Annotated in this window: 17 protein-coding genes; 9 read left to right on the top strand and 8 right to left on the bottom strand. The window is 72.8% G+C overall.

Annotation, left to right across the window (positions count from 1 at the left end; translation table 11 throughout):
- The first annotated feature begins 1 nt into the window (after position 1).
- The 4 genes from SOM11_RS06790 (at position 2) to SOM11_RS06775 (ending at position 4,257) form a co-directional block, all read left to right on the top strand.
- A complete protein-coding gene (locus SOM11_RS06790; protein ID WP_192061277.1) occupies positions 2-817 on the top strand; it encodes a sugar phosphate isomerase/epimerase family protein in 816 nt (271 codons plus the stop codon).
- Positions 814-1,959 (top strand): Gfo/Idh/MocA family oxidoreductase, encoded by a 1,146-nt coding sequence (locus tag SOM11_RS06785; protein ID WP_320477583.1) that lies wholly within the window; start codon positions 814-816, stop codon positions 1,957-1,959. Before SOM11_RS06790 ends, SOM11_RS06785 begins: the two co-directional genes overlap by 4 nt.
- 241 nt (positions 1,960-2,200) lie before the next feature.
- Positions 2,201-3,559, top strand: coding sequence for an MFS transporter (locus tag SOM11_RS06780; RefSeq protein WP_320477582.1), 1,359 nt, complete (start codon positions 2,201-2,203; stop codon positions 3,557-3,559).
- A gap of 77 nt (positions 3,560-3,636) precedes the next feature.
- Positions 3,637-4,257, top strand: a complete 621-nt coding sequence (locus SOM11_RS06775) for a DUF1992 domain-containing protein (RefSeq protein WP_320477581.1) — start codon at positions 3,637-3,639, stop codon at positions 4,255-4,257.
- A 209-nt stretch (positions 4,258-4,466) separates the two neighbouring features.
- On the opposite strand, the gene SOM11_RS06770 is transcribed toward SOM11_RS06775, so the two are convergent.
- Positions 4,467-6,050: a SulP family inorganic anion transporter gene (locus tag SOM11_RS06770; RefSeq protein WP_320477580.1), complete on the bottom strand. Its 1,584-nt coding sequence runs from the start codon at positions 6,048-6,050 to the stop codon at positions 4,467-4,469.
- 320 nt (positions 6,051-6,370) lie between these two features.
- On the opposite strand from SOM11_RS06770, the gene SOM11_RS06765 reads away from it, so the two are divergent.
- Positions 6,371-6,673, top strand: a complete 303-nt coding sequence (locus SOM11_RS06765) for a hypothetical protein (RefSeq protein WP_243215577.1) — start codon at positions 6,371-6,373, stop codon at positions 6,671-6,673.
- Between the two features lie 14 nt (positions 6,674-6,687).
- Here SOM11_RS06765 and SOM11_RS06760 read toward each other — a convergent pair whose 3' ends face one another.
- Positions 6,688-8,091 (bottom strand): nucleobase:cation symporter-2 family protein, encoded by a 1,404-nt coding sequence (locus SOM11_RS06760; RefSeq protein WP_320477579.1) that lies wholly within the window; start codon positions 8,089-8,091, stop codon positions 6,688-6,690.
- Between the two features lie 238 nt (positions 8,092-8,329).
- Here SOM11_RS06760 and SOM11_RS06755 point away from each other — a divergent pair, with 238 nt between their 5' ends.
- Entirely contained in the window at positions 8,330-9,625 is a 1,296-nt protein-coding gene (locus tag SOM11_RS06755) for a M23 family metallopeptidase (RefSeq protein WP_320477578.1), read from the top strand.
- Here SOM11_RS06755 and SOM11_RS06750 read toward each other — a convergent pair.
- Positions 9,622-10,608, bottom strand: a complete 987-nt coding sequence (locus tag SOM11_RS06750; protein ID WP_320477577.1) for a LysR family transcriptional regulator — start codon at positions 10,606-10,608, stop codon at positions 9,622-9,624. The genes SOM11_RS06755 and SOM11_RS06750 overlap by 4 nt on opposite strands.
- A 71-nt stretch (positions 10,609-10,679) precedes the next feature.
- Between SOM11_RS06750 and SOM11_RS06745 the strand changes: the two genes are divergently transcribed.
- Positions 10,680-11,708 (top strand): EamA family transporter, encoded by a 1,029-nt coding sequence (locus SOM11_RS06745; RefSeq protein ID WP_320477576.1) that lies wholly within the window; start codon positions 10,680-10,682, stop codon positions 11,706-11,708.
- On the opposite strand, the gene SOM11_RS06740 is transcribed toward SOM11_RS06745, so the two are convergent.
- The 5 genes from SOM11_RS06740 to SOM11_RS06720 all read right to left on the bottom strand — a co-directional run bounded on the left by SOM11_RS06740 (position 11,705) and on the right by SOM11_RS06720 (position 16,253).
- Positions 11,705-12,181 (bottom strand): hypothetical protein, encoded by a 477-nt coding sequence (locus SOM11_RS06740; protein ID WP_243215566.1) that lies wholly within the window; start codon positions 12,179-12,181, stop codon positions 11,705-11,707. The genes SOM11_RS06745 and SOM11_RS06740 overlap by 4 nt on opposite strands.
- A 231-nt stretch (positions 12,182-12,412) precedes the next feature.
- The gene (locus SOM11_RS06735; RefSeq protein ID WP_320477575.1) at positions 12,413-13,345 is read right to left on the bottom strand and encodes a hypothetical protein; all 933 of its coding nucleotides are present in this window, start codon (positions 13,343-13,345) and stop codon (positions 12,413-12,415) included.
- On the bottom strand, positions 13,342-14,043 hold the full coding sequence (locus tag SOM11_RS06730) for a response regulator (protein ID WP_192061683.1): 702 nt from the start codon (positions 14,041-14,043) through the stop codon (positions 13,342-13,344). The genes SOM11_RS06735 and SOM11_RS06730 overlap by 4 nt, the downstream gene beginning before the upstream one ends.
- A complete protein-coding gene (locus SOM11_RS06725) occupies positions 14,036-15,472 on the bottom strand; it encodes a sensor histidine kinase (protein WP_320477574.1) in 1,437 nt (478 codons plus the stop codon). Before SOM11_RS06725 ends, SOM11_RS06730 begins: the two co-directional genes overlap by 8 nt.
- Before the next feature lie 157 nt (positions 15,473-15,629).
- Positions 15,630-16,253, bottom strand: coding sequence for a superoxide dismutase (locus SOM11_RS06720; protein ID WP_243215559.1), 624 nt, complete (start codon positions 16,251-16,253; stop codon positions 15,630-15,632).
- A gap of 154 nt (positions 16,254-16,407) precedes the next feature.
- Between SOM11_RS06720 and SOM11_RS06715 the strand changes: the two genes are divergently transcribed.
- Together SOM11_RS06715 and SOM11_RS06710 are read left to right on the top strand one after the other, a co-directional pair.
- Positions 16,408-16,986: a molybdopterin-dependent oxidoreductase gene (locus SOM11_RS06715; protein ID WP_192061686.1), complete on the top strand. Its 579-nt coding sequence runs from the start codon at positions 16,408-16,410 to the stop codon at positions 16,984-16,986.
- Entirely contained in the window at positions 16,983-17,981 is a 999-nt protein-coding gene (locus tag SOM11_RS06710; protein WP_320477573.1) for a hypothetical protein, read from the top strand. Before SOM11_RS06715 ends, SOM11_RS06710 begins: the two co-directional genes overlap by 4 nt.
- Positions 17,982-18,016: the final 35 nt, after the last annotated feature.

Here is an 18,016-nt window from a genome sequence, read left to right as displayed (position 1 = left end):
CATGAGCAGCTCACCCTCAGTCCAGCTCTACAGCGTGCGCGACGCGATCTCCGCCGACCTGCCGGGCAGTGTCGCCCGTCTGGCCGAGATCGGCTTCACGAAGGTCGAGCCGTACGGCTTCGCCGACAACCCCACCGACATCGCCGCCGCGTTGACCGCGGCCGGTGTCACGGCGCCGACCGGTCACAGCGCCGTGATCGACGCCGACGACTCGCAGCGCGTCTTCGACGCCGCGAAGGAGATCGGTCTCGAGACCGTCATCGACCCGTTCATCCCGAGCGACCGCTGGCAGACCGCCGACGACGTCAAGGCGATCGCCGAGCGCGTCAACGTGCTCGCCGACGAGGCCGCCGGTCACGGGCTCCGCTTCGGGTACCACAACCACCAGTGGGAGTTCACGAACAAGGTCGACGGCCGCCCCGTCTACGACCTCTTCGTCGAGCTGCTCTCGCCCTCCGTCGTGCTCGAGCTCGACACCTTCTGGGCCACCGTCGGCGGCGCCGACACCCCCGCCGTGCTGAAGTCGCTCGGCGACCGCGTTCAGTTCCTGCACATCAAGGACGGCAAGGTCAGCGGCGACATCGCCACGGCCCTGCCGAGCAGCGAGAGCGCACTGATCGTGCCGGAGGCGCTGGCCGCCGCATTCGAGAACCAGACCCCGGCCGGGCAGGGCGACGTCGATGTGCGCGCGATCCTCGCCGCCGCACCGCACGCCCTCCGGGTCGTCGAGTTCGACGCCTACTCGGGCGACGTGTTCGAGGGCATCGCCGCGTCGTACGCGTGGCTCGCCGAGAACGACACGGAGGCCACCGCGTGAGCGCCGCATCCGCCTCCTCGTCCGCCGCCGCCGCCGCCCGCGGTTCGGGGCCCGTCGGCGTCGGCGTCATCGGCGCGGGTGTCATCAGCGGCACCTACCTCGAGAACATGACGAAGTTCGCCGACCTGAAGGTGCTCTTCGTCGCCGACCTCGACCTCGATCGCGCTCGCAGCCAGGCCGAGACGTACGGCGTGCCCGGGCACGGCACGGTCGACGAGCTGCTCGCGATCGACGAGATCGAGATCGTCGTCAACCTGACCATCCCGGCCGTGCACGCCGAGGTCGGTCGCCAGATCATCGCCGCCGGCAAGAACGTGTGGAGCGAGAAGCCCCTGGCCCTCGACCACCGCTCGGGCAGCGATCTGCTGGCCGCGGCCGACGCCGCCGGCGTGCGCGTCGCGTGCGCACCCGACACGGTGCTCGGCGCCGGCATCCAGTCGGCCATGCGGGCCATCGCCCGTGGCGACATCGGCGAGCCGCTCTCGGCGACGACGATGTTCCACGTGCCCGGCCCCGAGTCGTGGCACCCCAACCCCGACTTCCTGTTCGCCGTCGGCGCGGGCCCCCTGTTCGACATGGGTCCGTACTACGTCAGCACGCTGGTGCACGCCTTCGGCTCGGCCAGCAGGGTGAGCGCCGTGTCGTCGAAGTCGTTCGACACGCGCACCATCGGCAGCGGTCCGCGTGCCGGGCAGACGTTCCCCGTCGAGGTGCCGACGCACCACGCGGCCCTGATCCAGTTCGAGGGCGGGCAGTCGGCGCAGTCGACCTTCTCGTTCCAGAACGCGCTGCCCCGGGCGGGCTTCGTCGAGATCAGCGGCACCGAGGGCACCATCGTGCTGCCCGACCCGAACATGTTCGAGGGCGACTCGACGCTCTGGCGCTTCGGCCACGACGAGCCCGAGACGCTCACGGCCGTCGGGTCGACGTACGGTCGGGGGTCGGGCGTGCTCGACCTGGCCCGGGCGATCCGCGGGGGCGAGAGCGAGCGGGCCAGCGGCGCGGTCGCGGCGCACGTGCTCGACGTGCTGCTCGCCGTGTCGGAGGCGGCCGAGAGCGGCGCCGTCGTCGACGTGGAGTCGAGCGTGGCGAAGCCCGCGCCCCTGCCCGAGAACTGGGACCCTGCGGCCGCGACGCTCTAGCTGCAGCCGGTCCGTGCCTCCCGACCCGCGCCTCCTCGGCCTGCGTCGCGACGGCACGCGCCCATGAACCCCGTTCGCGAAGATGAACCACGATATATCGCGGTTCATCTTCGCGAACGGGGTTCTTCGCCGCTAATGTACGTTCGTACACAGCGCCGCCCGACCCAGCGCGCCACCCAGCACCGCACCCCGCACCCCGCACCCCGCACCCCCGCACCCGCACCCCCACCCGGAAGCCCCCATGAGCACGACGACGTCTCGCCCCCCGGTCCCTCGCGACATCCAGCGTGCGCGCTGGGCGGTGTCGCTGCTGTTCCTGACGAACGGCGCGATCTTCGCGAACCTGCTGCCGCGGTACCCGGCGATCAAAGACGGGCTCGGGCTGTCGAACGCCGAGTTCGGGGTGGCCGTGGCGGCGTTCCCGCTCGGGGCGATCGTGGCCGGGCTGGCGGCGGGGCTGCTGATCCGCAGGTTCCGGTCGTCGCGGGTCGCCGTGGTCGGCACGATCATCACCGGCCTCGGAGTCCTCACCGCAGGTGTCGCACCGTCGTGGGCGCTGCTCGCCGCGGGTCTCTTCCTCGCCGGAGCGATGGACGCCATCACCGACGTCGCCCAGAACTCGCACGGCCTGCGGGTGCAGCGGCGCTACGGGCGATCGATCCTCAACTCGTTCCACGCCGCGTGGAGCGTCGGAGCCGTCATCGGCGGCCTGATGGGCGGTGCGGCCGCAGGGCTCGGCATCCCCACCCCCGTGCACCTGTCGGTCTCGGCCGCGCTGTTCTGCGTCGTCGCGCTGCTCTCGTACCGCTCGATGCTCGCCGGCCCCGAGCCGACCGACGAGAGCGAGGCGGCAGACGCCGAGGCGTCCGGCACGAGCGCAGCCGACGGCCGGGCAGCCGGCACGAGCGCGACGAGCGCCGAAGCGACGAGCACCGCAGCAGCCGAGGAGGCGCGGGTCGAGTCGAACCCGTCCGTCGCGTCGGTCGCCGCGGTCGCCGGCCGCTCCGCCCTCCGCTTCGGCACGGTGGCCGTGCTGGCCGCCCTCGTGCTCGTCTCCATGGGCGCGGCCATCGTCGAGGACGCCGGCAACACCTGGGCCGCCGTCTACCTCTCGGGCTCGCTGGGGGCGAGCATCACGATCGCGTCGCTCGGGTTCGTGTCGCTCGCGGGCATGCAGCTGATCGGCCGGCTGGTCGGCGACGTCATGGTCGATCGGCTGGGGCAGCGCACCGTCGCCCGGATCGGCGGCGTGCTGGTCGCGGTCGGCACGGGGCTCGCGTTGGCGTTCCCGTCGATCCCCGGCACGATCATCGGCTTCGGTGCGGCCGGTTTCGGCGTGGCGACGCTCATCCCCGGAGCGATGCACGCGGCCGACCAGCTGCCCGGCTTCCGTCGCGGCACCGGTCTGACGCTGCTGAGCTGGCTGATGCGTCTCGGGTTCCTGTTCTCGCCGCCGCTGGTCGGGCTGATCGCCGATGCGACCTCGCTGCGCTGGGGTCTGCTCGTCATGCCGGCCGCCGGAGTGATCGTCCTGCTCCTCGCCGGAGTGCTCGCGCGGCGGGTGCCCCATGGGGCCGCCGTCCACGACCCCCGGGCCTGACCCGCGCCTCCTCGGCGTCCCCCGACCCGCGCCTCCTCGGCGTCCCGGTTCAGGAGGCGCGGCGTACTCTCGCGCGCATGGAACGGCGAACCGAACCCGGCGATGCAGGAGGCGCGGGTCAGGCCGGAGGCGCAACGAGCGACCCCCGCGTGGCCGCGGCCCGCTACCGCACCGACGGTGCGGCTCCCGCCGCCGACGCTCCGACCGACAACCGCACCGCGGCCGAGATGCGCGCCTGGGCCCGCACGGCCATCGACCAGGCGATCGCGCGCGGCGACTTCGACGACCTGCCGCTGGCCGGCAAGCCGCTGCCCGGTCTGGCCGGTGACACGGTCGACCCCGACTGGTGGATCCGGGGCCTGATCGAGAGGGAGGGGCTGACCGGGCTCGCGCCTCCTGCGCTGTCGTTGCGGACGGAGCACGCGTCGTTCGAGCAGACCCTCGACGGGCTGTTCGCCGAGGCCGCGGTGCGCGCGCACGTCGACGACTACAACGCGCGGATCGTCGAGGCGCGGCGGCAGCTGCGCGGCGGACCTCCCGTGGTGACGCCGACGCGCGACGTCGACGCCGAGGTGCTGGCCTGGCACCGGCGGCGCGCCGAGCGTCGTGCGCGCGAGGCCGCGGAGGTGCCACCGCCCCCGCCGTCGTGGCGCGAGCGCCGCGCCCTCCGCCGAGAGCTGCGCCGCCGCCGCGCGTAGCCCCGCTGCGCGCCAGCCCCGCTCCGCGCCCGCCCCGCGCTCTGCGCCCGCCCCGCTCTCCGGCAGCCCCGCGCTCCGTACCTCCCAAGGGGTTCGGCGGGTTCCCGTCATCCTCGGCGGGTCAGCGCTGACCCGCCCCCGATGACACGAACCCGCCGAACCTCGCTCGCCGCCCGCCGCAGCCCCTCGAGCCCGCGCGCAGCCCAGGCTCAGCTCCCGAGCCGGCCCGTCAGCCGCCCGTGGAACTCGCTGCTGCGGTCGTCGAGCCCGACGAACTCGACCTCCACCCCGTGCGCGGCGTACTTCGTGCCGACGGCGTCGAGTGCGGCGACGCTCGAGGCGTCCCAGACGGAGGCGCGGGTCAGGTCGATCGTCACCCGCGCCGGGTCGTCGGCGTACGAGAAGTGCTCGACGAGGTCGTTGCTGCTGCCGAAGAACAGCGGTCCGATCACGTCGTAACGGACCGAGGCCCCGCTCCCGGGCCCCGCGTCGCCGGGCCCTGCGCTGCCGGGCCCTGCACTGCTGAGCCCGATGCCGTCGGCGCTCGCCGCGCCTCCTTCGACCGTCCGCTCGACCCGGATCACGTGCGCGATCCGCCGCGCGAACAGCACCATGGCGAGCAGCACGCCGACCGCGACGCCGAGCGCCAGGTTGTCGGTCGCGACGACGACCGCGACGGTGACGACCATGACGAGCGTCTCGGGGATCGGCATGCGCCGCAGCGTCGACGGCCGGACGCTGTGCCAGTCGACGGTCGAGATCGCGACGATCATCATCACGGCGGCCAGCGCGACCATGGGGATGCGCGCCATCACCTCGCTCAGGGCGGTGACGAGCAGCAGCAGGAACAGCCCCGCGACGACCGTCGACACCCGCGTGCGGGCCCGGCCGATCTTGACGTTGACGACGGTCTGGCCGATCATCGCGCAACCGGCGATGCCGCCGTAGGCGCCCGCGGCGATGTTCGCGACGCCGAGCGCCCACGACTCCTTGCCCTTGCGCGACGGGGTCTCGGTGATGTCGTCGACGAGCTTCGCGGTCAGCAGGGTCTCCATCAGGCCGACGAACGCGACGCTGAGCGCGGTCGGCAGGATGATGCCGAGCGTCTCGAGCGAGAACGGCACGAGCCAGGGGGTGAGGCCGGGCAGCCCGCCGCCCATCTCGCCCTCGTCGCCGACGGTGGTCACGTCGAGCCCGGCCGCGACGACGATCACGGTCACGACGACGATGGCGACGAGCGGCGCCGGAACGGCCTTCGTCAGGCGCGGCAGCAGCACGACGATCACGATGGTCAGCACGAACAGCGGGTAGACGATCCACGGCACGTCGATCAGGTGCGGCACCTGGGCCATGAAGATGAGGATGCCGAGGGCGTTGACGAAGCCGATCATCACCGACCGCGGGATGAACCGCATCAGCCGGGCGAGCCCCGCCGTGCCGAACGCGATCTGGATGACGCCGGCGAGCAGCACGGCCGGCAGCACGTACTCGACGCCGTGCGCACGGACGAGCGGGGCGATGACGAGCGCGACCGAGCCCGCGGCGGCGGTGACCATGGCGGGGCGGCCGCCGAGCAGCGACATGACGAGGGCGAGCACGATCGAGGCGACCAGGCTGACCATCGGGTCGACGCCGGCGATCACCGAGAACGAGATGACCTCGGGCACGAGGGCGAGCGTCGTGACGATGCCGGCCAGCGCCTCCCGGGTCAGGAGGCGCGGTGACCGCAGGACGCCGAGCACCGTGTCGTCGCGGTGCGGGCGCACGACGGGCGCGGGGGAGGGAGCGGTCACGAGGACTCCTGGGGAGAAGAAGGGGGAGGGGTGCCGCGATGCGGCGCGTTCGACTTTAGGCGACGGGCGCGGGCCGTCCGCGCGTCCGTTCGCGCGTGCGCGTTCGCGGCGCTGCAGGGGGTGCGGCGGGTTCCTGTCATCGGTGGCGGGTCAGCGCTGACCCGCCGCCGATGACGGGAACCCGCCGAACCGGCAGGAGGCGCGGTTCGGCACTGCAGGAGGCGCGGCTCGCGACACGCACGCGAGGCGCGACTCGCGAACGATCGCGGGTCCGCCCTGAGGCCGATGACAGCACAGGGGCCGAGCGCGAGACTCGAGTCATGAGCTCAGTGGACGACGGCCGGATCGTGCGGCGCATCTTCGCCGGCCTGCTGGTCGTCGTGACCCTGCTCGGTCTGGCGATCTTCTCGCTGGGGCGCGCCTCCTTCGCGGTGCTCGACGCGGAGGGGCAGGAGGCGCCTCCGTTCACGGTCTGCTCGGTCGACTACCCGACGTGCACCGATCCGCAGCCCGTGCTCGTGATCTTCGGAGCGGCGATGATGATCGCCGCCCTCGTCGCGCTGATCAGCATGATCGCCTCGCGTCGTCGCCGGCACCGCCCGGTGCGCCGAACTCGCCGCTGACCGCCAGCCGCTGCTCAGGCGTCGCGGTCGGCCGCCGCCGGTGCGGACGGGCCGCGGACGGCGTCGTGCGCCGACACGTCGCGGTCGACGCCGCCGTGGCGCCGCTGCTGCGACTCCGAGTTGAGCAGCAGGTTGAGCAGCACGGCGACGAGCGCTCCGGCGCTGACGCCCGAGTCGAACACGATCGTGAACCAGGTCGGGAACTGCGCGTAGATGTCGGGGCTGACGGTCGGCAGCAGGCTGACACCCAGCGCCACCGCGACGATCAGGATGTTCGAGTTGTTGAACTTCACCTTCGACAGCGTGCGGATGCCGCTCGCGGCGACCATGCCGAACAGCGCCACGCCCGCGCCGCCGAGCACCGCCAGCGGAACCCCCTCGACGACGGCGCCGAGTGCCGGCACCAGCCCGAGCACGACGAGGATGACCCCGGCGAACGTCGCCACGTAGCGCGATCGCACGCCGGTGATGCTGACCAGGCCGACGTTCTGCGCGAACGCCGTGTAGGGGAACGTGTTGAAGACACCGCCGATCACGGTCGAGAGGCCGTCGGCGCGCAGGCCGTCGGCGAGGCGGCGCGGGGTGACGGGCTCGTCGACGATCTCGCCGACCGCGATGATGTCGCCGGTCGTCTCGGTCATGATCACGAGGCCGACGATGCACATCGACACGATGGCGCTGATCGGGAACGTGGGCAGCCCGAAGTGGAAGGGCAGCGCGAGGCCGAACCAGGCGCTCTCGCCGACGCCGCTCCAGTCGGTGAGGCCGAACGGCCACGCGACCAGGGTGCCGATCACGAGCCCCAGCAGGATGGACACCCGCTGGATCGCAGGAGGCGCGAACCGCTCGATCAGGATGATCAGCAGCAGGGTCCCCGCCGCGAACCCGATGTCGAGCGGGTCGCCGAAGTCCTCGGAGCCGGTGCCGCCGCCGACCCAGCCGGCCGCGACGTCCATCAGTGAGACGCCGATGATGAGGATGACGGTGCCGGTGACGATCGGCGGGAAGAACCGGACGAGTCGGGAGAAGAACGGTGCCAGCAGCATCATGAACAGGCCGCTCGCGATGACGGAGCCGTAGATCGCGGTGATGCCGTACTCGCCGCCGATGACGATCATCGGCCCGACGGCGGCGAAGGTGCAGCCCTGCATCAGCGGCAGCCGCACCCCGAATCGCCAGAACCCGACCGACTGGATGATGGTCGCGATGCCGGCGACGAGCAGGTCGGCGCTGATCAGGTACGCGATGTCGCCCGGCTCGAGCTCGCCCATGCCGACGAGCGCACCACCGACGATCAGCGGAACCGCGACGGCGCCCGCGTACATCGCGAGCACGTGCTGCAGCCCGAGAGGGAACAGCCGTCGCAGCGGCGGGATCCGGTCGACGGGTCGCTTCTCGGCCTGCGCGCTCGCGGTCATGGGGCCTCCTGATCAGGGTGAGTCGGTCACGACGACGCTAGGGCACGCGCGTTGCCCGGATGATGCCGTCATGTGTCGCCTGTGTGAAGGCGGCCGCGACGACGACCTGTGGAGAAGCCTGATTCTCATCCCCAGATCGGGGCAGGTCCGCCTCGCGGCATGAGCATGACGATAGTGTTGGGACTCCGCCGACAGTCGTCGAGCGATGTCCCAGCCGTTCTGATCGAGACTGAGAAGCATGCACCGCCTCACCACGCGCCCCGACCTCTCCGGGTCGACCCGCGCCTCCCGGGGCCGACGTGCCGTCACGACCGCGATCGCCGTCGTCGGGCTCAGCGTCGCCTCGCTCCTCGCCGTCCCCGCTCAGGCTCAGGCCGCCGCCCCCACCTGGGCTCAGATCGAAGAGGCCCGCAGCTCCGAGACGGCCAAGAAAGACGCCATCGCCGACGTCGAGGCCGCACTCGAGGCGGCCACGAACCGTGCCGCCGACGCCCAGAAGGCCGCCGACGCCGCCGGTGAGGTGCTCGTCGACGCGCAGGCCGCCGCCGACGAGGCCAACGCGACCTACGCCGCCATCCAGAAGAAGGCCGACGAGGCCCGTGAGCAGTCCGCCTCGTCCGAGATCGTCGTCGGTCAGGCCGCCGCGATGCTCGCCCGCCCGACCAGCACCGGCACCCTCAGCGACCTGCTGTCGTCCGGTGCCGGCGCCGAAGACACCCTCCGCGGCCTCAGCATGTCGAGCAAGGTCGGCGAGAACCTCGACGCTCTGCGTGATCGCGCCATCGCCGCCGACAACCTCGCGACCTCGCTCGCCGACCAGGCCAAGGTCGCCCTCGACGAGCGCGACCGCCTGACCGACGAGGCCGACGCCGCCCTCGACGAGGCCGTCACCGCCAACGAGGCCGCCAAGGCCGACGCGGCGAAGATCGACACCGAGAAGGCCACGCTGGCCGCCCAGCTCGTCGTGCTGCAAGACGACCGCATCTCGATGGAGCAGGCCTTCGCCCAGGCGCAGGCCGCCGAGGCGGCGGCCGCCCAGGCGAAGCTCGAGGCCGGCGCCGCGGGCACCGGTCCGATCAGCGTCGGTGCGGGCTCCGGCCCCGGCACCACGCAGCCCGACCCCGGCACCGGCTGGGTCGCCGCGATCCGCTCGTTCGGCTCGTACCAGGCGTACGGCTACCGCGTGCACCCGATCACGGGCCAGTACAAGCTGCACGCCGGCGCCGACTTCGGCGCCTCGTGCGGCACGCCGATCTACTCGATCGCCGCCGGCACCGTCTCGTACGCGGGCCCCGCCGGCGGGTACGGCAACCTCGTGATCATCGATCACGGCAACGGCATCAGCAGCGCCTACGGGCACATGGAGTCGTCGGGCATCTTCGTGTCGCAGGGTCAGACCGTGACCCCCGGTCAGAACATCGCGGGCGTCGGCACGGCCGGCGGCTCGACGGGCTGCCACCTGCACCTCGAGGTCCGTCAGAACGGGCTCGCCACCGACCCCGTCGCCTACCTCGCCACGCAGGGCGTCCGCTAGGCCACTGCGCCCGGCGCGTCCGCCTCGTCCGCTCCGCCTGAGCTGACCACGGCGCTGGCGACCCGCGCCTCCTCGGAGGCCGCCTCCGTCACCCGCGCCTCCGCCAGCAGCTCGTCGACCACGACGCGCACCGCCGGTCGCACGGCCCGGTCCGGCCGCATCAGCGCCTCGATGTGCCGCCCGGCGCGCACCTCCTCGAGCGTCGCCAGATGGAACCGCCCCCGTGCGCGCCCCGCCGACGTGTGCCGCGGAACGAGCGCGATCCCGTGCCCCGCGGCCACCATGTTCTCGAGCAGCGGCAGATGCGTGCTGCGGTGCACCACGTCCGGCGTCACGCCCGCCCGCAGCGCCATCGCCGTCAGCACGCGGTCGATCGGGAACCCGACCGGAACGCCGATCCACGGTTCGCCGATCACGTCGCCGAGCGTCACCCGCTCCCGCCCCGCCAGCGGGTGATCGAGCGGCATCGCCACCTCGAGCGGCTCGCGCAGCAGCGCCACGATCGCCAGCCGCGACCGATCAGGAGGCGCGACCCCGTCCGACCGGTGCCCCACCACCACGTCGAAGTCCGCGGTCAGCCGGGCGAACTCGTCTTCGCTCACGTCGCGGTCGTCGATCTCGACCTCGATGCCGGCGTGGGCCCGCATCCGCGTCACGAACCCGGGCAGCAGCAGCTCGGCCGCCGACGGGAACACCGCGAGCCGCACGACGCCCGTCGCGCCGGTCCGCACCGCCTCGAGCGTCGCCTCCGCCTCGGCCACCGCCGTCGACACCGCCAAGGAGGCGCGCGCGAGCGCCTGCCCCGCCTCCGTCAGTCGCACCCCGCGTCCGACCCGCTGCACCAGCTCGACGCCGAGCTGGCGCTGCAGGGTCTTGAGCTGCTGCGACACGGCACTCGGCGATCGGTGCGTGGCGGCGGCGACGGCCGTGACGCTGCCGCGTTCGTCGAGTTCGCGGAGGAGTTCGAGATGCTGCACGTCCATGAAGGGAGGCTACAAGGTCACCGCGGAGATGCGCGCTGGTCCTGCAACGAGGCATCCGCCAGCATGGAGCCATGAGCCCCCGCGACCGCCTCCTCGCCCTCGTCGTCGCGGTCTGCTGGGGTGTGAACTTCCCGATGACGGCGCTGGCGCTCGAGCACTTCCCGCCGTTCCTCCTGGTCGCGGTGCGCTTCGCTCTGCTGGCGGTGCCGACCCTGCTGCTGGTGCCGCGTCCGGCGATCCCGTGGCCGCGCCTCCTGATGGTCGGGTTCGCCCTCGGCATCTTGCAGTTCGGGTTCCTGTACCTCGGGATGGAGGCGGGCATGCCGTCGGGCCTCGCATCGCTCGTGCTGCAGGCGTCGGCGCCGTTCACCGTGGTGATCGCGGGCATCTGGCTGCGCGAGCGCATCACGCGACGCCAGGCGATCGGCATCGGCGTGGCGGTGCTGGCGCTGGCCGTGATCGCGGTGCACCGGTCTCAGGTCGCGGCGCTGCTGCCCGTCGTGCTGTGTCTCTGCGCGGCGCTCGGCTGGGCGCTCGGCAACGTGGCGGTGCGGCGGGCCGCCGCTCCGAACCCGCTGCATCTGACGCTGTGGATGTCGGTCGTGCCGCCGATCCCGATGCTGGCGCTGTCGTTCGTCGTCGAGGGCCCGGAACGGATCGGCCAGACGTTCGCGACGCTGTTCACCCTCGACGCGCTGCCGTCGATCGTGGGGCTGCTCTACGTGGTGCTCGTCGCGACGGTGCTCGGTTACGGGCTGTGGACGCGCCTCCTCGCCACGTATCCGTCGAGCACCGTCGCGCCGTTCTCGATGCTCGTCCCGGTGATCGGCGTGCTGGCGTCATGGCTCGCCTTCGACGAGGTGCCCGACGTGGTCGAGCTCGTGGCGGGCGTGGTCGTGGTCGGCGGGGTGCTCTACGCGAGCCGCGTGGTGCGAGCCGTGCCGGAGCGGGGTGCTCGGTCTGCGGCGGACTCGGAAGCCCCTGCAGGAGGCGCGGCGGAGGTCGGCACCGCGGGTGTCGTCCCGCAGGGCGGCGCCGGCACCGGTGCCGCCACCGGAGCTGCGGCCGGGGCGGCGCCCGAGGCCGGGGTGCGCCGCTAGCCCTCGCCGGAGGGGCGCGGTGCGTCGGGTGCGCGTCGCAGCCGCTCGTAGCGCACGAGGCTGCGGACGGCGAAGGCGCCGGTGGCGACGGCTCCGACCATGGCCGCCCAGGGTGGGACGGTGAAGCCGGGGGAATCGGCGGCCAGGGCGGCGGCACCGACGGCGAGCCCGGCGGTGATCGCTCCGAGTGTGATGCGGCGACGGGGGTGTCGGCGGTGCGGGTCGACCAGGCGGACCGTGATGAGGGCGACGGTGACGGCGAGGAGGGCGACGAGCGCGCCGACGAAGCCGGCGACGGGTGCGGCGAACAGGTACGACGACGTCGACACCCCGGCGGGTGCCCCGATCGACGACACGATCGCGATGATGACGACCACGGCGATGCCGAGCAGCGTGCCGCTCGCCATGGCCCGGACGACGAGGCCGAACACGAGACCCGCGTCGGGGCCGGTCGTGCCGGAGGAGTCGCTCACCCGGACAGGCTAGCCCTGCCCCGCGTGACCGGTGTGACCCGCCGGCCTGAACGGCTCCGGGCGTAGAGTCGATCAGGCCGACAGGTCGCCCCCGCTCCCCTGCTGTTCCTCTGGTCGCAGTTTAGAGACCGGCCGCACGAATGTGCAGCCCCCGCAAAGGGGGATGACCTCGCCGCACAGTCGCGCCCCCGCATCCCCGCACCGCCGCGCCTCCGCACAGCCCCGCCCCCGTCACCGCCGTGCGGGCGTGCGCGTCTCGAGCACCCGCTCGACGGTCCGCGTCGCGGCCGCGATGCCCTCGACGTCGACCTGGGCCAGCACCTCGCCGTAGTCGTGCGGCACCGTCAGCTGCCGCTGCCATTCGGCCTGGTACAGCGCCTCCAGATACCCCGACGACTCCCGGCAGGCCGCGTCGGCCGTCGCCAGGCGGATCTCGTCGCTGCTGATCGGCGACGACGGGTCGTCCGACCCGAACTCGGCCGCCATGTCGATCGTCGGCATCCCCGCGGGCGAGCGCGGCAGGGTCTCGGCCAGCGCTTCCGTCGCGAACGGCCCCACGTCGAAGACGTCGGCGTCGATCAGGCAGCTCCGCCACTCGTCGGCGGTGTCGAGCACGCGGTCGTCGCGCCGCGCCTCCGAGAACGCGGCGTCGCCGAGCCGGATGGCGATCGACGACGTCAGGTCGTCCTGTGCCAGCTCGGGGTGCTCCGTCAGCACCTGGTCGCCGCACCTCATCCGGGCGTCGAACACGGGATCGGCGAACACCGTCGTCGAGTAGGTGCGCCAGGCCGTCGCACCCGGGTCGTCGGTCGGCGCCACGTGGTAGCCGCGCGCCCGGGCGTCGGTCAGATCGAACGCCCGCACCGGCTGCGACTCGAGGGCGTTCGTCGCGGCGTCGACGTCCCGCCACGGAACCTCGACCCCCTCGAATCCCGCCGCCTGCAGGCACGGCTCGATCAGCAGCTCCTCGGCGTAGGTCAGCCTCGTCGTGCTCGGGCCGATGTAGGCGTCGAGCGGCATCAGCCACTCCGTGCGGTCCTGCTCGGGCGGGCTCGGCAGCGTGTAGGCCGCATTGGCGGGGATGCCGACCGCGATCACCCCGGCGACGACGACCCCGACGGCGACCGCGGTGATCCGCTTGGCGAGCTGCTCTCGGCTGCTCACCCGCGCCTCCGGTCGGGCCCGGACACCACGCCGTTCTCGTACGCGAAGACGACGATCTGCACCCGGTTGCGCATCCCCAGCTTCTGCAGCACCGAGCGCACGTGGCTCTTCACCGTCGCCTCGCTGAGGTACGCCTCCGTCGCGATCTCGGTGTTGCTCAGGCCCTTCGCGACGAGCGTGAACATCTCGCGCTCGCGGGGCGACAGGGGCGCGAGCGGGTCGACCCGGGGTGGCGCGGTCGGCGGCACGGCGAACTCGTGCACGACGTCGAGGGCGGCCCCCGCGGTCGGCACCGGGTCGCCTGCGAACGCCGCACGGATCGTCGTGATGACGTCGTCGGGCGTCGCGTCCTTCGTGAGGAACGCGTACGCCCCGGCCTTCAGCGCCCCGAACACCGCTTCGTCCCGCTGGATCGTCGTCAGCGCCACGACCCGCGGCAGATCGTCGGGCGAGACCCCCTCGAGGATGCGCGCCGTCGCCTCGAGCCCGTTCATCACCGGCATGCGGAGATCCATCAGCACGACGTCGGGCGACTCGCGGGCGACGAGCTCGAGCGCCTCGCGCCCGTCGACGGCCGTGCCGACGCAAGCGAGGTCGGGCTGCGCCTCGATCAGCATCCGCAGACCCGAGGCGAAGAGCGGCTGGTCGTCGACGACGGCGACGCGGATGGCGCGGGTCGGCTCGGTGAGGTCAGGCATGAGGGTCTCTCTCGTGAGGAGCGGGCGGAGCAGCGGAAGGCGCGGGTGCAGGCGTAGGCGCCGGCGCAGCCGCAGGTGCAGCGGGTGCAGGTGCAGCGGGAGCAGGCGCGGCCGCAGCAGGCGGGGCCGACGAACCCGCACCCGTCCCGTCGAGCAGCGTGCGCGGGTAGTTGCCCGTCGAGGCGCCGGAGGTGCGGGCCGAGTCGGGCCGACGTCTGGTCGGCACGAAGACGGTCACCTCGAACCCGGTGCCGTCGCTCGACGGCTGCGCGGTCAGCCACCCGCCGGCCAGGCGCGCCCGCTCGACCATGCCGCGCACCCCGGCGCCGCGGTCGACCCCGGTGCGGGCGGCCACGAGCGGGGCGCCGCGACCCCGCGAGGTCACCAGCAGCGACAGGCCGGGCCCCCGCCAGTCCATGGCGATCACGACCTTGCTCGTCGTGCCGGCGTGCTTGAGGGCGTTCGTCAGGCTCTCCTGGACGATGCGGTAGACGGCGAGCTGCTGCGACGGCGCCAGCTCGCCGGGCTCGCCCTCCTCGGTGACGCCGATGTCCATGCCGACCTCGCGCATCGCCGAGACGAGCCCCTCGATGTCGGCGAGGGTCTCGCGGGGCGCCGTGACGTCATCGTCCTGCGTGATCCGCTCGACGAGGCGCCGCACGTCGAGCAGGGCCGTGCGACCCACCTCGGCGATGTTCTGCAGCGACTCGGCCGTCACCTCGGGTCGGGTGTGCTGCAACGCGATCGCCCCCTGCGCCTGCGAGACGACGACCGCCAGCGAGTGCGCCAGCGCGTCGTGCACGTCGCGCGAGATGCGGGCGCGCTCCTGAGCGATGCGGAGCTCGAAGTCGGTCGCCTCGAACCGGGTCTCGGTGGCCTCGAGCGCCTGCCGGATGACCAGCACGCGCCGGATGCTCGCGAACGCCACGCCGATCGCCCACGCCCCGGCGAAGACGCCGAAGAGCGCCGCCGTCAGCAGCGAGAACTCGAGACGGAGCCCGCCGGCGGCGCCCGTGCCGACCCAGCTGCTCCAGACGTAGGGGCGTGTGATGGTCGGCACGGCGAGCAGCCAGGCGCCGAGCGCGGCGACGCCGGCCGCGATCAGCAGGGCCGCGAGACGCAGCCACGGCGAGGGGCGCACGGCGACGAAGAACATCACCAGGGCGATGGCCACGTAGGCGCCCCAGGTGTCCTCTCGCGGGGCCTCGACGACGCCGAACAGCTGCAGCACGGGCACGACGACGACCAGCACGAGGGCCGTGACGGGCATCCAGTAGGCCAGCCCGATCGCCATCGCGAACAGACCGAAGACGACGGCGTTGTCGGCGACGCCGCCGTTGCCCCAGGTGCTCGCCACCCAGAACGCGAAGTAGACGACCGCGGCGACCGGCGCGGCGACGTGCCGCTGCCACCGCCGTACGTTCGTCATGCCGTCACGTTAGGGGAGGGTCGGGGTGCACCGCGCCTCCTCGGGGCCGTTTTCAACCCGGGGGCGCACGACGGGGGTCTGTGGAGGAGACGACGAGGGCGCACCCGCCGAAGCGGATGCGCCCTCGAGAGCAGCGATGCGGCTGCGGGGTACCGGATCAGAAGCCGGTCAGCAGACCCTGCGTCTTGGTGGTCGCGGCGGCGTAGCGGGCGGCGACGTTGTCCCAGTTGACGATGTTCCAGAAGGCCTTGACGTAGTCGGCGCGGACGTTCTGGTAGTCGAGGTAGTAGGCGTGCTCCCAGACGTCGAGCATCAGCAGCGGCACGAGGCCGAACGGCACGTTGCCCTGCTGGTCGAAGAGCTGGAAGACGCTGAGCTTCTCGCCGAGCACGTCGTACGCGAGCACCGACCAGCCGGAGCCCTGCACGCCGAGCGCCGTCGCGGTGAAGTGCGCCTTGAACTTCTCGAGGTCGCCGAACTCGGAGCCGATGGCCTCGAGCAGGTCGCCGGTGGGCTCGCCGGTCTCGGGGGTCAGGTTCGTCCAGAAGATCGAGTGGTTGACGTGGCCGCCGAGGTTGAAGGCCAGGTCCTTCTCGAGCTTGTTGACGTTGGCGAGGTTGCCGGTCTCACGGGCCTCAGCGAGGGCGGCGTTGGCCGTGTTCGCGCCGGTCACGTACGTGTTGTGGTGCTTGGAGTGGTGCAGCTCCATGATCTTCGCGCTGATGTGCGGCGCGAGCGCTGCATAGTCGTAGGGGAGATCGGGAAGGGTGTACTCAGCCATGTGGGGTCCTTTCGAGTTGACCTCCGTCCACCGTACGACCTCCACCCATGTCGGGGTCAACGTTCTCCCAGCGTGATCGCAGATACGGCGACGCCGTGGTGGTGCGAAGCTGGGGGCGACGAGAGACCGAACACCAGCACCCAGGAGGCGCACCATGGCCGGATTCACCGGGCTCGGCAGGCGGCGCGCAGCCGACCCGCGCCTCCCACCGGGGCAGTACCTCGAGAACGGGTTCCCCGTGCTGTCGGCCGGGCCGACGCCGAACATCAAGCGGTGGGAGCTCCAGATCGCGACGGAGACGGCGCAGCGCTCGCTCAGCTGGGCCGACTTCCAGGCGCTGCCGCACGAGGACATCGAGACCGACATCCACTGCGTCACGAGCTGGAGCAAGCTCGGCACCCACTGGCGCGGCGTCTCGATCGACACGCTCTTCGACGGGCTCGACACGCAGCACGAGTTCGCGATGGCCACCAGTCACGGCGGCTACACGACCAACCTGCCGCTCACCGAGCTGCTGGGCGGCAAGGCGTGGGTGGTCGACACCTACGAGGGGCAGCCGCTGCACGCCGAGCACGGCGGGCCCGCGCGCCTCTTCGTGCCCGGGCTGTACTTCTGGAAGAGCGCCAAGTGGCTGCAGGGCCTGCAGACCATGGCCACCGACCGTCGCGGCTTCTGGGAGAGCATGGGCTACCACCCCCACGGCGACCCCTGGAAGGAGGAGCGCTACGCGTGAGCCCCGTCGGTGACTCGTTCGACTGGCTGCCCGGCACGATCGTCGCAGCGTCCCCGCAGACCGGGCGGGCGCGGTCGCTGACGATCGCGGTGCCGGGTCTGCGGCCGGCTCGAGCCGGGCAGCACGTGGATCTGCGGCTCACCGCCGACGACGGGTACACGGCCGTGCGCTCGTACTCGCTGTCGGATGTGCGCGGCTCCCGACGGCCCGGAGGAGGCGCGGGTCGCCTCGCCGAGACGGGTGCGGATCCCGCGAGCCCAGGAGGCGCGGGTCGCGTCGCCGATGCGAGCCCGGTTCCCGCCGGCCCGGGAGGCGCGGGTCGCGCCCCGCAGATCGAGGTGACGGTCGAGCGGATGGACGACGGCGAGGTGTCGCCCTACCTCGTCGACGCCGCCGAGCCCGGCGACCCGATCGAGGTCCGTGGCCCGATCGGCGGCTGGTTCGTCTGGCCGCCGACCGAGTTCGAGCCCGGCTCCGCCGTGCACGCCGTGCTGCCCGAGCCGGAGGGGGCGACACCGGTGCGCGAGGCGCCCGTGCAGCTGATCGGCGGCGGGTCGGGCCTCGCTCCGCTCATGGCGATGGTGCGCTCGCGGAGCAGCGACGCGCCTCCGTTCCGTCTGCTCGCCTCGGTGCGCGGCCCGCGGTCGCGCTGGTTCGCGGGGGAGCTCGACGAGGCCGTGCGCGCCTCCTCGGGGGCTGGTGGTGCTGCTGGTGCTGGTGCTGAGGCGGGTGCGGGTGCGGGTGCCGGTGCTCGTACCGGCGGGGCGGGGTTGCGGGTCGACTGGGTCTACACGCGCGAGGTGCCGGAGGGGGAGGCGCGGCCGGCCGGCCGGCTGACCCGCGGCGAGCTCGAGTCGTTCGTGCTGCCCGCCGCCGAGCACCCGCTCGTCTACGTCTGCGGGGCGAACTCGTTCGTCGAGGCCGTCGCGGGGTGGCTGGTCGAGCTCGGGCGCGCGCCGACCCGCGTGCGCACGGAGCGCTTCGGCGGCGTGTGACGGGGCGGGCCGCGTCGGCTGTGCCGGCCGCGGCG

This window comes from Frigoribacterium sp. CFBP9029 (assembly GCF_034045305.1).
In the GTDB taxonomy this organism is placed as follows: domain Bacteria; phylum Actinomycetota; class Actinomycetes; order Actinomycetales; family Microbacteriaceae; genus Frigoribacterium.
Note: the sequence above shows the minus strand (reverse complement) of the source record. Positions and strands in the feature narration are given on the sequence as shown.